Raw genomic sequence first — 12,807 nt, 5'->3', positions numbered from 1 at the left:
TCCCCTGAACCAAACGAACCCGAGAGGAGGACCCATGCGTCTTCGTGCATCGTCCCCATGGCACCACGCCAAGCGCGCCGCAGCCGCCACACTGGTCGCGGCGATGCTGGCGACACCCCAGTCCGTGCTCGCCTGCACGAGCTTCCTGATCCGGACGACCGATGACGGCGCCGTCTATGGCCGCACCATGGAGTTCGGGTTCGAGCTCGAGTCGCGCGCGATGGTGATCCCGCGCAACTACAAGCTGGCTTCGACCGGGCCGGGCGGAAAACCGGCGATGAGCTGGACCGGCAAATATGCGGCCGTCGGGCTCAATGCGCTCGGCGTCTCCGCCCTGGTCGACGGCATGAACGAGAAGGGCCTCTCCGGCGGCATTCTCTATTTCCTGGATTATGCCGGCTACGCCGACCCGGCGAAGACCGACCCGGCCAAATCCCTCGCGCCATGGGACCTGCTCACCTGGGCTCTGACCAGTTTCGCGACGGTCGCAGAGGTCAAGGCGGCGATCGGCGACGTCGCCGTCATCCATGTCGTGCAGGAGGCGATGAAGATCGCGCCGCCAGTGCATTACACCTTGCACGATGCCTCCGGGGCCTCGCTGGTGATCGAGCCGGTCGATGGCAAGCTCAAGGTCTATGACAACCCGCTCGGCGTGATGACCAACGCGCCATCCTTCGACTGGCACCTCACCAATCTCAGGAATTATGTGAAGCTGTCGCCCGTCAACGCGCCGCCGCTGAAGGTCGGCGAGCAGTCCTTCGCGCCGCTCGGCCAGGGCTCGGGCATGCTCGGCATTCCCGGAGATCCGACGCCGCCATCGCGTTTCCTGCGGGCGCTCGGCTATACGATGTCCGTCGAACGCAAGCCGAGCGGCCCGGAAAGCGTCCGGCTGGCAGAGCATATCGTCAATAATTTCGATATTCCGAAGGGCTGGATCAGGCTGCAAGACAAGGGCCAGGGAGACAAGCCCAGGGAGCCGCTGGAATACACGCAATGGTCGACGGTGGCCGACCTCGTGAACCGGGTCTACTACGTCAAGACCTATGAGGATCCGGTCCTGCGCGGCATCGACCTGAAGAGCTTCGACCTCGACGCCAAGACGATCGTCAGCGCGGCGCTGGTGCCGGCGATGACGCCTCCCGCCCTGCCTTTCGCCAAACCCTGATCAGTGATCGCGTCCAGCCAGACGCCGGCGGCCATGGCCGTCCGGCCGCCTTGCCGCGGCGCACAGCCTTCATCCGCATCTCATCGATATCGCCAGGGCCGGGGGGCCACAGCACCATGACGTCAGCGACATCCGGCAAGCGGCATCGCTCCCGCCGGACCAGAGCCATGATCGGCGCGGCCGCCCTGCTTGCGGCGGCGGCGCCTGCTGCGGCAGCCGATCTCACCCCTGTCCGCACCGCGCAGGCAGGCGCCCCCCTCGCCCAGAGCGACTGGTCGGTCACCCTCAGCCCCTATCTCTGGGCGGCCTCGCTCAACGGGGATGCGGCCGTGCTCGGGATACACCGGCATGTCGACGTCCCGTTCCGCGACACCCTGAAGAATCTCGACCTCGGGCTGATGGGCAATCTCGAGATCCGCCGCGGCGCCTTCGGCGCCTATGTCAATGGCGAGTATGTCGATGTCTCCAGCGACGAAAAGATTGCCTCCCTCAACATCGGCACCGGCATGAAGTCCTATCTGGTCAGCGCCGGCGTGTTCTACCGCGTCTATCAGTCCGAACTCGGCGGCAATACCGTGTTCGGCGCACCCCGCGTCTTTGCACTGGAACCGACGGCGGGCGCCCGCTGGACGCGCCTGACGGGCCGCATCCGGGTCGCCGGGCTGCATGTTTCCGACAGCGAGAGCTGGCTCGACCCCTTCGTGGGGGCGAGGCTGAATCTCGACCTGACCGACCGCTGGAACCTCTTCATGGAAGGCGATGCCGGCGGCTTCGGCGTCGGCTCGCGGCTGAGCCTCAACGGACAGGCGCTTCTCGGCTACCGCACCACGCTGGCGGGCTACAAGACCATGGTTCGCACCGGCTACCGCGTCCTGCACCAGGACTACCGGGATGGCGGCTTCCAGTGGAAGGTCACTCAGCACGGGCCGATCATCGGTGCGTCGATCGAGTTCTGAGGCCCCAAGGACCGCCAAGCACGCTATCGCGGGCGGGCCTCGCAAATAGCGTTCGTGGCAGAGGCGGTCCGGAAGATGTCGATGAAGAGGCTGTGAAACTGGCGCGGGGCGACGACAAGGCTGCGGCAGTGCAGCGGGTCGCCCTCGCCATCGATTTCCGTCGCGATGCAGCCGGCTTCGCGGGCGATGATCACGCCCGCAGCGAGGTCCCAGAGATCGAGCTTGGCGCCCGAGGTCCAGAACCCGTCGAAGCGCCCTTCTGCGACGTAGGCGATCTCGAGGGCGGCGGAGCCCGGACTCCTGATCCCTGAAACCTGCGGCATGATGGCTGCCATTTCACGCGCGGCTTTTTCCGTGTCGCCCTTGCCATGATAGGGGAAACAGGTGCCGACGACGGCATGGGCGAGCGAGTTGCGCTTCGAGCCCGTGAGGCGCTGGTCGCCGAGAAAGGCGCCCTCTCCTTTCGCGGCCCAGAACATGTCGTGGCTGAGCGGATGATAGGTGACGCCCGCTGTCACCTCGTCGCCCTCCATCAGGGCGAGCGACACGGAAAACTGCGGGATGCCGTGCAGGAAGTTGTTGGTGCCGTCGAGGGGATCGATGACGATCCTGCGACCGTCACTGGCGCCTGGGGATGCGCCGCTCTCTTCGCCGAGCACCGCGATATCGGGCAGCGTGTCCCCGAGATGCGCGATGATCAGCCGTTCGGATTCGATATCCGCGGCAGAGACGAAATCCGACGGCCCCTTCTCCAGGATCGGCAGGGCGGCGAGGCGGGCGAAATTCCCGGCGAGCGATGCGCCGCCGATCCGGGCAGCCTCCTTCATGCACTCGACGATATGGCTCCTGGAACGCGTGCGGTCATGCATGGCGAAGTCTCGACTGGGGATTGTGAGTGCTGCGCCCGGTGCGGCTGCGTGAGCCCTGGCCGAACACAGGTTTGGAATGCGGCATCGCTCGCTGTGTCAGGCGGCCGGCAGGGTTCGGTGCGAGGGTGCGATCCGGCCCAACGCGGCTGCGTGCAGGGCGGAGTTTGCCGCGGCCAGACAATGCCCGCCCGAGCGGATCGTCAGCGGCGCGCCGTCCCAATCCGTCATGACGCCGCCGGCATGGGTGATCACGGCGACATGGGCGAGGTAGTCATGCGGATTCTCGAAGCGGTCGATGGCGATGTCGATCGCCCCGGAGGCCAGCCGTCCATAGGAATAGCAACTGCCGCCATAGACGCACCAATGGACGGAGGAGCGCAGGGCCTTGAAGGTCGGCAGGCTGTCCTCGTCATAGAGTTCGATATTGCTCGTCGACATCACCGCTTCCGACAGGAGGCGCCGGCCCGAGGTCGTGACGCGCGCGCCGTTCAGCGTCGTCGGAAAGCCCTCCGCGCCGACCCAGCGTTCCCGTGTCATCGGCTGGTCGATGACACCGAGGATCGGGACGCCACGATGGGTCAGAGCGACGAGCGTGCCGAAGACCGGGATGCCGGCGACGAAGGCCTTGGTTCCGTCGATCGGGTCGATGACCCAGACAAAATCCTCGTCCATTCCCTGCGAACCGAACTCCTCGCCGAGGATGCCATGGCCGGGATAGGCCGCTTCGATGCGGCGGCGGATCTCGGTCTCGGCGCGCCGGTCGATCTCGGTGACGGGGCTGTCGTCGCCCTTGGGGATGAAGGCGTTGTTGTGCCTTGCCGCCTCGCGGATGATCTCGCCGCTCGCCTCGACCAGCTCCTGGGCGAAGGCAATGAAATTCCTGATGTCGCTAGTCGGCATGTCTGACCTGTCCGGGGATCGCTGCGCGGCTCTTGAGCGGGCGCTGGTGCTTGCTGAGGCTGTATTCGGCGAATTTGAAGCAACGCGTGATGACGAGCGTGATCGAGAGATAGATCAGCGCAGCCATGATGAAGATCTCATAGGGCGAGAACGTATCGGCCACGATGGTATTGGCCACGCCGGTCAGCTCCATCAGCGTGATCGTGCTGGCAAGCGAGGTGCCCTTCAACATGCCGATAGCCTGGTTGCTATAGGCCGGCAGCATCAGCCGCAGCGCGATCGGCAGCACGATCAGCCGCTGGACCTGGAAGGCCGACATGCCGCAGGCGCGCGCCGCCTCGATCTCGCCGGCCGGCACGGCCTGGATCGCGCCGCGCAGGATATTCGCGGTATAGGCGGCGGAATGCAGGGCACAGGCCAGCAGGGCGCAGATGAAGGGCTTGCGCAGATACGGCCAGAGAAAGCTTTCGCGCACGAACTCGAACTGCGCGAGCCCGTAATAGACGATGAAGATCTGGACGAGCAGCGGCGTGCCGCGAAAGAAATAGACGAAGCAATAGATCGGCGCCCGTACCCCCCTGCTGCCATTCGCGTAGAGAATGCCGAGCGGCAGAGCGAGCACGAAGCCGATGATCTCGGTCAGCAGCAGAAGCTGCAGGGTGACGACCGCGCCTTCGAGCAGGCGCGGGATGCTCTCGATCATGAGCGAGATGTCCATGATCAGACCCTCCGCACGCCGCGGTTCGCGCGGGTCTCGAGACATTCGATGATGAGGGAATTGATGATGGTCAGCGTGAGATAGATGACCGCCGCGAGCAGGTAGAAATGGAACGGGCTGCGCGTCACCGAGGTGGCGAGATAGCTGACGCGCATCAACTCCTCGAGGCCGACGACCGAGATCAGCGAGGTGTTCTTGATCAGCGAGATCCAGATATTGCCGAGGCTCGGCAGGGCGTAGCGCCACATCAGCGGCATGCGGATATGGATGAACAGCGTCAGCGGCGACATGCCGAAGGCCTTCGCCGCCTCGATCTGACCCGGCGGGATGGCGAGAAAAGCGCCCCGGAAGATTTCGGCCGCATAGGCGCCGAAGACGAGGCTGAGCGCGAACACGCCGGCCGCCATCGCCGGGATCTCGACATAGACCTCCGGTCCCGCGATCCAGCGCAGCATCGCCGAGAGCGCAACCGTGCTGCCGAAATAGACCAGCAGGATGATGAGCAGTTCGGGCGTCCCGCGGACGCAGGTCGTGTAGAAATCACCCGCCGCGCGCAGGAACCGCGACGAGGAGAGCTTGGCGAGCGCAACCGCCAAGCCGATCGCGAGGCCCGCCAGCAGCGACAGGAACGCGACCTGGAGCGTGACCATCGTGCCCCAGAAGAGCTGCGTTCCCCAGCCCTGGAAGAGGTCTGCCGTCATGAATCGGTCCTGTCGGGGCGGAGGTCGCGCTGGGCCTTGTCAGCCGCGCGGGCGATGCCGGGCGGCGGCTAGCGCCGCCCGGAGAGCGTCACTGAGTCCAGACGCTGGGGAGCACCGTGAACTTCCAGTACTTCTGGTTGATCGCCTTGAAGGTCCCGTCGGCGAACATGCCCTTCAGCGCATTGTTGACCTTGTCGAGCAGTTCAGGCTCGTTTTTGCGCAGTCCGACGCCGACGCCGGGGCCGAAATATTTGATGTTCTCGAGTTCAGGGCCGATATACTTGAAGTTCTTGCCCTGGGCGTCCTCGAAGAAGCCCTCCATCTTGATCGGCCCGGCCATGATCAGGTCGACGCGGCCGGAGACGAGGTCGAGGAGCAGGGTCTCGTAGTTCTCGTAGCGCGAGATCTGCACGCCGGGGAACAGTTCGGTGAAATAGCGGTCATAGGTGCTGGAGCGGATCAGCCCGACGACCTTGCCGTCGAGGGCCTTGGGATTGGGCTGCCCCTCGGCGGTGACGGGCGCGAGCGTGGACGATTTCGGGCCAACGAACCGGCCGGTCGACGAGCGGTAGGGGATGCTGAAATCGATGCTCTTCTGGCGCGCTTCGGTGATCGAAAGGCTCGCGAGGATGAGATCGAATTTGCGCGCCGTCAGGGCCGGGAGCGCACCATCGAGCGACTGGCAGACGAATTTGAGGTCGAACCCTTCACGCTTGCCGATCTCACGGGCGATATCGACGTCAAAACCCGCCAGTTCGCCGCTGGCGGTGCGGTAGTTGAAGGGTGGATTGGTGCAGTCGGTGCCGATCTTCACCTCGCGGGCGAAGGCGGTGCCGGCCAGCAGCAGCGCTGCGCCCGACAGGAGGGCGAGAGCGGTCTTTCTCATGGTTCTTCTCCTCAAAGAACGCGCTGCAGAAAGCGCCTGCACCGTTCCGACATCGGGTTGCCGAAGATCTGATCGGGGCTGTTGCGCTCCTCGATCTTGCCCTCGTGAAGGAAGAGCACCTCGTTCGAGACCTCGCGGGCGAACGCCATTTCATGGGTCACGACGATCATGGTCCGCCCCTCCTCCGCGAGAACGCGCATGACGCGCAGCACCTCGCCGACGAGCTCGGGGTCGAGCGCCGAGGTCGGCTCGTCGAAGAGCAGCAGCTTGGGCTCCATCGCCAGGGCGCGGGCGATGGCGCAGCGCTGCTGCTGGCCGCCGGAAATATGAGCGGGGTAATGATAGCGCTTGTCGAACAGCCCGACCTTCGCCAGCAGCGCCTCGGCACGTTCGATCGCCTCGGCCTTCGCAACGCCCAGCACCTTGATCGGCGCGATCGTAACGTTCTCGAGCACGGTCAGGTGGCTCCACAGGTTGAAGCTCTGGAACACCATGCCCATCCGGCTGCGGATTCGGCTGATCTGCCTGGCGTTCAGCACCGGCGGGCGGTCTCCGCTGCGCTGGAGCTTGATCTCCTCGCCCTCGAAGGAGATCGTGCCGGATTCCGGGGTCTCCAGCAGATTGATGCAGCGCAGGAAGGTGCTTTTGCCCGAACCGCTGGCGCCGATCATGCAGATCACGTCCCGTTCGCGGGCCGCGAGGCTGACACCCTTGAGAACGGGAAAGTCGCCATAGCTCTTGTGGATGACGTCCGCGGTGAGGACGGTCTTCGCCTCCGGTCGAGACACGTGATCCTCCCCTTTGCATTGCTGGATCGGCTCTGTCCGACCTCGATTGGCAGGGACGGTATCGGCGGCTCCTGGCCGCCTCAAGTACCAATTTTTCCAAATGGTACAGACCAATTGCGCCGAGCCGCTTGACCCTGCCGCCTGCGGGCGGCTCAATCCGACCCGGTGAAGGGTGAGGTGGCGACGCGCACGCTTTCGGCCTCGCGAAGGGTGCAACAGGACATGAATTCGGCCTTCAACTATCCGTTCTGGAATGCGCTGGCGCTGGAGCGGGACGGGCCGGAACCGCTCTACGACCAGATCGCGGGGCAGCTCCGTGCGATGGTCGTGGCCGGCGCCATCCCCCGCGGAGCACGGCTGCCACCGCAGCGAAAGCTCTCGGACGAACTCGATGTCTCCCGCTCGACGATCGTGCTCGCCTATGCCCGCCTGAAGAACGAGGGCTATGCGCATGGCCGCACCGGCGCTGGGACCTATATCGAGACCGACCTGCCGGAGGATCTGCACCGCCGCCTGGACGCCCCGGCCCCAGCCGGGCCGCCGCGGCAGCCGCGCATCCTGGCAAGGCGTGGCAGCGCGCTGATGGGCCTGCCGCTCCCGAGCGAGCGTGAGCTCGGCTACGATCTCAGCCCCCTGCTCCCGGCGCTCGACGAATTGCCGTTCAGCGACATCCGCCGCAGCACCGCCGAATACTGGGGCTCTGAGCCCTGGCCCCAGTTCAGCTTCAGCGAGCGCCTCGGGCTCCCGGCCCTGCGCCAGCAGATCGCCAAATATCTCGGCGAATACGAGGGCGTGCCCTGCGCGGCCGAGCAGATCGCGGTCGTCGCCAGCACGACACAGGCCTTCATCCTTCTCGCCCAGCTGCTGCTCGACCCAGGCGACGGCGTCATCGTCGAGGATCCGGGCTATCCGACCCGGGTCGCCGCGCTCGTGGCGAATGGTGCCCGCGTCCTGCCGCATGCGGTCGATCATGACGGGCTCTGCGTCGATCGCTTCAGCGCGGAGACTGAGACCGCCCGGATGGTGATCGCCTCGCCGACCAATCAGTTTCCCTACGGCTCGACGATGCCGATGGCGCGCCGGCTTTCGCTGCTGGCCTGGGCCCGCGCACGGGACGCCTGGGTGATCGAGTATGATTACAGCAGCCCGATCGGCATCAACCGCCAGCCCCTGGCTTCCCTGCTGTCGCTCGATACCGACCAGCGCGTCATCTTCATCGGCAACATCAACCGGATCTTCTCCCCGTCGCTCGGCCTGACCTATCTGGTCCTGCCCCCCGATCTGGTCGAGCTGTTCTACCGGGCCAAGCTGGTCTTCTCCTGCTATCTGCCGCCGCCGCTGCAGCAGATGGTGGCCGATATCATGGGCCGGGGCGTGCTGGCCCGGCATGTCAGGCGGATGCGGCTTCTGTATCGCGAGCGGGCGGCCATCCTCGTCGGAGCCCTGCGTGAGGCGCTCAGTGATCGGCTGGTCATTCCCGAGGTGACGGCGGGGTTGCATCTGACCGCCCATGCGCGCGGCCCGCTCGACGACCGCGCGGTCACCGATGCCGCCCGGCAGCGCGGCATCGATGTGCCGGCCCTGTCCCGCTACCGGTTGCAGAGCCAGGAGGCGACGGGGTTCATCTTCGGCTTCGGCAATACCGCGCCCGAGCGCATTCCGCCGGCGGTGCGGCGCTTTGCCAAGATCGTGGCGGCGACCTAGCGTGGCCGTGGCGAAGAATTTGAAATTTGACGCCGGGGCTCGAAGAAGCACCGGCCTGGGGGAGAACGAGATGATCGATGAGAATGGATTGGCGCAGCGCTTGATGCGCGAGCACGAGGAACAGGTGCGCTTCCGCCCGTTCGCGGCGGCGAGCGGCATCGCTTCGCTCGAGGACGCCTACAGGGTGCAGGACCGCTATGTCTCGCTGCTGCAAACCCGGTTCGGTGACGGGATCGGCTACAAGATCGGCCTGACCTCGCAGCGCATGCAGACGATGTGCGGCATCGACCAGCCGATCGCCGGGGTCGTCCTCGCCGACCGGCTGCACCATTCCGGCGCGAAGGTCGCAATCTCCGGCTATGGGCGGATCGGTCTTGAATTCGAGATCGCCGTGCGCCTAGCGAACGATCTTCCCGTCGGCGGCCCCGCCTTCACGCCCGAGACTGTTGCTGCCCATGTCGGCGGCGTCTGCGCCGCAATCGAGATCGTCGACGACCGCGCCGCCGACTATGCCGAGCTCGACGTGCTCTCGCTCGTCGCCGACAATTCCTGGAACGGCGGCATCGTCCTCTCCGAATTCCGCAGCGCATGGCCCGCGCTGGATGCGGTCACCGGCGTGGTCCACCGCAATGGCGTCGAGATCGACCGCGGCCACGGACGGGACGTGCTCGGCCACCCCTTCTCGCCCCTGGCCTGGCTGGCGAATGCGCTGGCGGCCAAGGGCCGGACGCTACGTGCCGGCGATGTGGTCATGACCGGCAGCCTGGTCACCACCCGCTTTCCGACCGAGACGGAAACCTACACTTTCGCGTTGGACGGCATCGGAGCCGTCGAACTCACTGTCGAAGCCGGCAAACCTGGCTGAAACAGGTTTGCTCCCGCCCCCTCTCCTTGCAGGCGTTTGTACCGTCGTGGCTGACTGGAAAGCCCCCGGTGCAGACTGTAAGCAAGAGCCATGGCGCAGCAGGACCATGATCTCTGTGTCCCGATCGATGCCGGACTTGTTCGACGATTGATCGCCGCACAATTCCCCGCATGGGCTGACCTGCCCATCGAGCCAATCGAGCCGGGCGGCTGGGACAATCGTACCTTTCGTCTGGGCGATCAGATGTCGGTCCGCCTGCCGAGTGCGGCTGCCTATGCGCCTCAGGTCGAAAAGGAGCGCCGCTGGCTGCCAAAGCTGGCGCCTCACCTCCCATTGCCGATCCCCGCGCCACTTGCCCTGGGCGCTCCAGCGGAGGCCTACCCGTGGCCATGGTCCGTCTATCGCTGGCTTGACGGCGAGCCAGCCGCGACCAACCCGATTGCCGATCTCACGCAGTTCGCCCGCTCGCTTGCCGGGTTTCTCGGCGCCCTTCAGCGCATCGACGCGACTGGCGGGCCGGCGGCGGGGCAACATAATTTTCATCGGGGTGGCAGGCTGGCGGTCTATGATGCAGAAGCCCGGGCTGCGCTTGCAGCGCTTGGGTGCCGCACCGACATCGCTGCGGCCGAGAGCGTATGGGCCGCCGCGCTCGGTTCGCAGTGGCGCGGCCCGCCTGTCTGGGTCCATGGCGATATTGCCCTTGGCAACCTGCTCATCAGGAATGGCAAGCTCTTTGCCGTGATCGACTTCGGGAGTTCGGGGGTCGGCGACCCTGCCTGCGACCTCGCGATCGCGTGGACGGAGTTTACCGGAGCGAGCCGCGACATGTTCCGTGCCGCGCTTTCCCTCGACGACGACACCTGGGCCCGCGCCCGCGGCTGGGCCCTGTGGAAGGCGCTGATCACGGTTGCCGGCCACGATCGCAACCAGCGCGATGCGGACAAATCATGGCAGGTGATCGAGCGCGTATTGGCGGACCACCGGCAGTTCGACGGCAAATAGGTGAACCCGAACATCCCCGCCGGGAGCGCGCCTCTCCGGGCTTATCCCGGCCGGCGGTTTGATCCATGGGATCCGCCGCTGTCCAGGCCATCCAGGCAATCTTCGAGCTGCCGAAGCAGGCTTTGCAATTCGGCAAGACGCTCGCTGCCGTAACGTCCCGTGATCTCGCGATAGATCGCCTCGGACTCGACGCCGGCCCGCTCGATCAGCTCAAGACCCAGCGGCGAGATCGAGACGAGCCCCCGGCGCAGATCGGCCTGCGAGGTGCGCCGCAGGATGAGGCCGCGTTCGTCGAGGTCCTTCAGGATGCGCGAAAGACTGGGCGCGAGCAGGAACGTGTCCTCCGCCAGCGCCGTCACCTCGATCGTGTTCACGGCCGTCAGGGCGCGCAGAACGCGCCACTGCTGCTCCGTCATGCCGAAATGCCGAAGGCTGGCACGGAAATGGCGCATCACCGCTTCCCGGGCCCGCAGCAGGGACATCGGCAGGGATTTGGAGAAATGGCGCAGGCGCACGCGCGCTGCCGGCTGCCCGGTTTCGGCAGGCAGGTCCAGGCCCTCGGCTGGCGTCCGGTCGCTCATCAATCCCCCCGCTGCCAGGAATGGCCTGGCCAGCCCCATTTTCCGGCCTGCCGAGTCGCCCTTTTCAGGCCGACATCTTCTCTGGAATACCGCGCTGCTTCAAATACTCGCGGTAATTGCTCGTCTTGAAATTGACCGTCTCATCGGCCTCTTCCATCTGCACGGAAATGCCGAGGGGCCGCGACGCGCTGACCGGGGCGAGCAGCGCCTTCACCGCCTCGAACACCCGGCTGCCCGCCGTCTTGCGGTCGGCCTCGGAGCGCCCGGCCGCGATCCGCAGCAGGACATGCACGAACGCGTTATCGGGGTGACCGTCGACGATGAGATAGTTCGCGACGGGCACGCCGCGCGTGCGCGCCCCGGCGAAGGGGAAGATGCTGCCGTCGCCGATCAGGGCATCCTGCACGGTCTTCAGCAGCGCGGGCACGTCGACGCTGGCTTCGAGATTGGTCGAATACTCGACCCAGATATGAGGCATGGATACGATCCGTTGCTGGATTAGCGGAGGGCGGCAGCGGCGGCAGTGATGCCGGCACCGACTGAGGGGACGGGGTGACCGAGCGCAACAAGCGTGCGTTCGAGAAAATGCAGGTCGGTCAGGATATCGGCTTCGCTGATCTGGCCCATCGTGCCGATGCGGATGACCCTGCCGCTCAGCCGGTTGCGCGCACCGGCGATCATCGTGTTGTAGGTCTCGTTGAGGTGCTTGACGATCGCCCCGCCCGTCAGGGGCTCGGGCACCGACGCGACGACAACGGTCTGGGAGGCCACGGCAGGATCACCGAAAGCCGGCAGGCCAAGCGCGACACAGCCGGCGCGGAGCGCGCCCGAGAGCCGCTCGTGCCGCGCGAAGACCTGCGGCAGCCCCTCCTCGTGAATCATCTTCAGCGCCTCGTGCAGGCCAAAGAGCAACGAGACCGGGCAGGTGAAGGCGGTCTCCTGGTTGTCGACGACGGCCAGCGCCTTGCGCATGTCCCAGTAGAAGCGCGGGCAGCGGTCGGTGCGCTCGATGACCTTGCGGGCCTTGTCGCTGACGCTGGCGAGGCCGAGGCCGGGCGGGCACATCAGCGCCTTCTGCGAGCCGGTGACGACGATGTCGACGCCCCACTCGTCCTGGCGCAGCTCCATGCCGCCGAGCCCGCTGATCGAGTCGACGAGGAACAGCGTCTCGCGCTCGCGCAGGAGCGCGCCGATGCCGGCAAGATCGGTCACCGCACCGGTCGAGCTCTCGTTATGGACAGCGATCACGGCGCGGTACTCGGCCTTGTCGAGCTCGGCGGCGACCCGCGCCGGGGTCGGCGCATGCCCCCATTCGCTCTCGATGACGTCGACCTGCGCGCCCAGTGCCCGCGCGATCTGGGCATAGCGCTCGCTGAACTGGCCGTGGACCAGCGCCAGCACTTTCTCGCCGGGAGCGAGAATATTGACGAGGCTCGCCTCCATCACGCCGGTTCCGGAGCTGCCGAAGACCAGCACCGGCGCCTGCGTGCCGAAGAGCGGCTTGATCAGGCGCTGGATCTCGCCCAGCACGACACGCATCTGCGCGCCGCGATGGTTGACGATCGGCAGCGCGGTGGCACTGCGCACGCGCTCGGGGATCGAGATCGGCCCGGGGATGCGCAGGCGATAGGGATAAGCGGCGGAAGGCGTCGTGCTCACGGGGTTCAGGCTC

The 12,807-nt window shown here is 66.1% G+C and carries 14 protein-coding genes; 5 read left to right on the top strand and 9 right to left on the bottom strand.

Annotated features, from left to right (window positions below):
* Positions 1–34 precede the first annotated feature (34 nt).
* Entirely contained in the window at positions 35–1,165 is a 1,131-nt protein-coding gene (locus tag AC1DW9_RS09325; protein WP_476775779.1) for a linear amide C-N hydrolase, read from the top strand.
* A gap of 167 nt (positions 1,166–1,332) precedes the next feature.
* Entirely contained in the window at positions 1,333–2,121 is a 789-nt protein-coding gene (locus AC1DW9_RS09320) for a hypothetical protein (protein WP_476775778.1), read from the top strand.
* Between the two features lie 23 nt (positions 2,122–2,144).
* Here AC1DW9_RS09320 and AC1DW9_RS09315 read toward each other — a convergent pair whose 3' ends face one another.
* The 6 genes from AC1DW9_RS09315 to AC1DW9_RS09290 form a co-directional block, all read right to left on the bottom strand.
* The gene (locus AC1DW9_RS09315; RefSeq protein WP_441504657.1) at positions 2,145–2,990 is read right to left on the bottom strand and encodes an inositol monophosphatase family protein; all 846 of its coding nucleotides are present in this window, start codon (positions 2,988–2,990) and stop codon (positions 2,145–2,147) included.
* Between the two features lie 96 nt (positions 2,991–3,086).
* On the bottom strand, positions 3,087–3,890 hold the full coding sequence (locus AC1DW9_RS09310; RefSeq protein ID WP_441504658.1) for an inositol monophosphatase family protein: 804 nt from the start codon (positions 3,888–3,890) through the stop codon (positions 3,087–3,089).
* A complete protein-coding gene (locus tag AC1DW9_RS09305) occupies positions 3,880–4,608 on the bottom strand; it encodes an ABC transporter permease (protein ID WP_441504659.1) in 729 nt (242 codons plus the stop codon). Before AC1DW9_RS09305 ends, AC1DW9_RS09310 begins: the two co-directional genes overlap by 11 nt.
* Positions 4,609–4,610: 2 nt before the next feature.
* On the bottom strand, positions 4,611–5,309 hold the full coding sequence (locus AC1DW9_RS09300; protein ID WP_441504660.1) for an ABC transporter permease: 699 nt from the start codon (positions 5,307–5,309) through the stop codon (positions 4,611–4,613).
* A gap of 88 nt (positions 5,310–5,397) precedes the next feature.
* Positions 5,398–6,195: a transporter substrate-binding domain-containing protein gene (locus AC1DW9_RS09295; RefSeq protein WP_441504661.1), complete on the bottom strand. Its 798-nt coding sequence runs from the start codon at positions 6,193–6,195 to the stop codon at positions 5,398–5,400.
* Between the two features lie 11 nt (positions 6,196–6,206).
* Positions 6,207–6,983 carry an ABC transporter ATP-binding protein gene (locus AC1DW9_RS09290; protein ID WP_441504662.1) on the bottom strand — a complete coding sequence of 259 codons (777 nt, stop codon included), beginning with the start codon at positions 6,981–6,983 and terminating at the stop codon, positions 6,207–6,209.
* A 222-nt stretch (positions 6,984–7,205) separates the two neighbouring features.
* Here AC1DW9_RS09290 and pdxR point away from each other — a divergent pair, with 222 nt between their 5' ends.
* The 3 genes from pdxR to AC1DW9_RS09275 all read left to right on the top strand — a co-directional run bounded on the left by pdxR (position 7,206) and on the right by AC1DW9_RS09275 (position 10,554).
* A complete protein-coding gene (gene pdxR, locus AC1DW9_RS09285; protein ID WP_476775776.1) occupies positions 7,206–8,687 on the top strand; it encodes a MocR-like pyridoxine biosynthesis transcription factor PdxR in 1,482 nt (493 codons plus the stop codon).
* Positions 8,688–8,757: 70 nt separating this feature from the next.
* Positions 8,758–9,552 carry a 2-keto-4-pentenoate hydratase gene (locus AC1DW9_RS09280; protein WP_441504664.1) on the top strand — a complete coding sequence of 265 codons (795 nt, stop codon included), beginning with the start codon at positions 8,758–8,760 and terminating at the stop codon, positions 9,550–9,552.
* A gap of 90 nt (positions 9,553–9,642) precedes the next feature.
* Positions 9,643–10,554 (top strand): aminoglycoside phosphotransferase family protein, encoded by a 912-nt coding sequence (locus AC1DW9_RS09275; RefSeq protein WP_441504665.1) that lies wholly within the window; start codon positions 9,643–9,645, stop codon positions 10,552–10,554.
* Positions 10,555–10,595: 41 nt separating this feature from the next.
* Here AC1DW9_RS09275 and hpaR read toward each other — a convergent pair whose 3' ends face one another.
* The 3 genes from hpaR to AC1DW9_RS09260 all read right to left on the bottom strand — a co-directional run bounded on the left by hpaR (position 10,596) and on the right by AC1DW9_RS09260 (position 12,794).
* Entirely contained in the window at positions 10,596–11,135 is a 540-nt protein-coding gene (gene hpaR, locus AC1DW9_RS09270) for a homoprotocatechuate degradation operon regulator HpaR (RefSeq protein WP_441488563.1), read from the bottom strand.
* A 64-nt stretch (positions 11,136–11,199) separates the two neighbouring features.
* Entirely contained in the window at positions 11,200–11,613 is a 414-nt protein-coding gene (locus tag AC1DW9_RS09265; protein WP_441488564.1) for a 5-carboxymethyl-2-hydroxymuconate Delta-isomerase, read from the bottom strand.
* Between the two features lie 20 nt (positions 11,614–11,633).
* Complete coding sequence (locus AC1DW9_RS09260; RefSeq protein WP_441488565.1) at positions 11,634–12,794, bottom strand: pyridoxal-phosphate-dependent aminotransferase family protein; 1,161 nt, start codon at positions 12,792–12,794, stop codon at positions 11,634–11,636.
* Positions 12,795–12,807 lie beyond the last annotated feature (13 nt).

Source organism: Allobosea sp. P4_E12 (assembly GCF_056401655.1).
Note: the sequence above shows the minus strand (reverse complement) of the source record. Positions and strands in the feature narration are given on the sequence as shown.

What these genes read in the sequence shown, in the direction of transcription:
- pdxR (WP_476775776.1), top strand. Translation starts at nt 7,206, where the DNA reads ATGAATTCGGCCTTCAACTATCCGTTCTGGAATGCGCTGGCGCTGGAG.
- AC1DW9_RS09305 (WP_441504659.1), bottom strand. Translation starts at nt 4,608, where the DNA reads ATGGACATCTCGCTCATGATCGAGAGCATCCCGCGCCTGCTCGAAGGC.
- AC1DW9_RS09320 (WP_476775778.1), top strand. Translation starts at nt 1,333, where the DNA reads ATGATCGGCGCGGCCGCCCTGCTTGCGGCGGCGGCGCCTGCTGCGGCA.
- AC1DW9_RS09300 (WP_441504660.1), bottom strand. Translation starts at nt 5,309, where the DNA reads ATGACGGCAGACCTCTTCCAGGGCTGGGGAACGCAGCTCTTCTGGGGC.
- AC1DW9_RS09280 (WP_441504664.1), top strand. Translation starts at nt 8,758, where the DNA reads ATGATCGATGAGAATGGATTGGCGCAGCGCTTGATGCGCGAGCACGAG.
- AC1DW9_RS09295 (WP_441504661.1), bottom strand. Translation starts at nt 6,195, where the DNA reads ATGAGAAAGACCGCTCTCGCCCTCCTGTCGGGCGCAGCGCTGCTGCTG.
- AC1DW9_RS09310 (WP_441504658.1), bottom strand. Translation starts at nt 3,890, where the DNA reads ATGCCGACTAGCGACATCAGGAATTTCATTGCCTTCGCCCAGGAGCTG.
- AC1DW9_RS09275 (WP_441504665.1), top strand. Translation starts at nt 9,643, where the DNA reads ATGGCGCAGCAGGACCATGATCTCTGTGTCCCGATCGATGCCGGACTT.
- AC1DW9_RS09325 (WP_476775779.1), top strand. Translation starts at nt 35, where the DNA reads ATGCGTCTTCGTGCATCGTCCCCATGGCACCACGCCAAGCGCGCCGCA.
- AC1DW9_RS09265 (WP_441488564.1), bottom strand. Translation starts at nt 11,613, where the DNA reads ATGCCTCATATCTGGGTCGAGTATTCGACCAATCTCGAAGCCAGCGTC.
- AC1DW9_RS09315 (WP_441504657.1), bottom strand. Translation starts at nt 2,990, where the DNA reads ATGCATGACCGCACGCGTTCCAGGAGCCATATCGTCGAGTGCATGAAG.
- hpaR (WP_441488563.1), bottom strand. Translation starts at nt 11,135, where the DNA reads ATGAGCGACCGGACGCCAGCCGAGGGCCTGGACCTGCCTGCCGAAACC.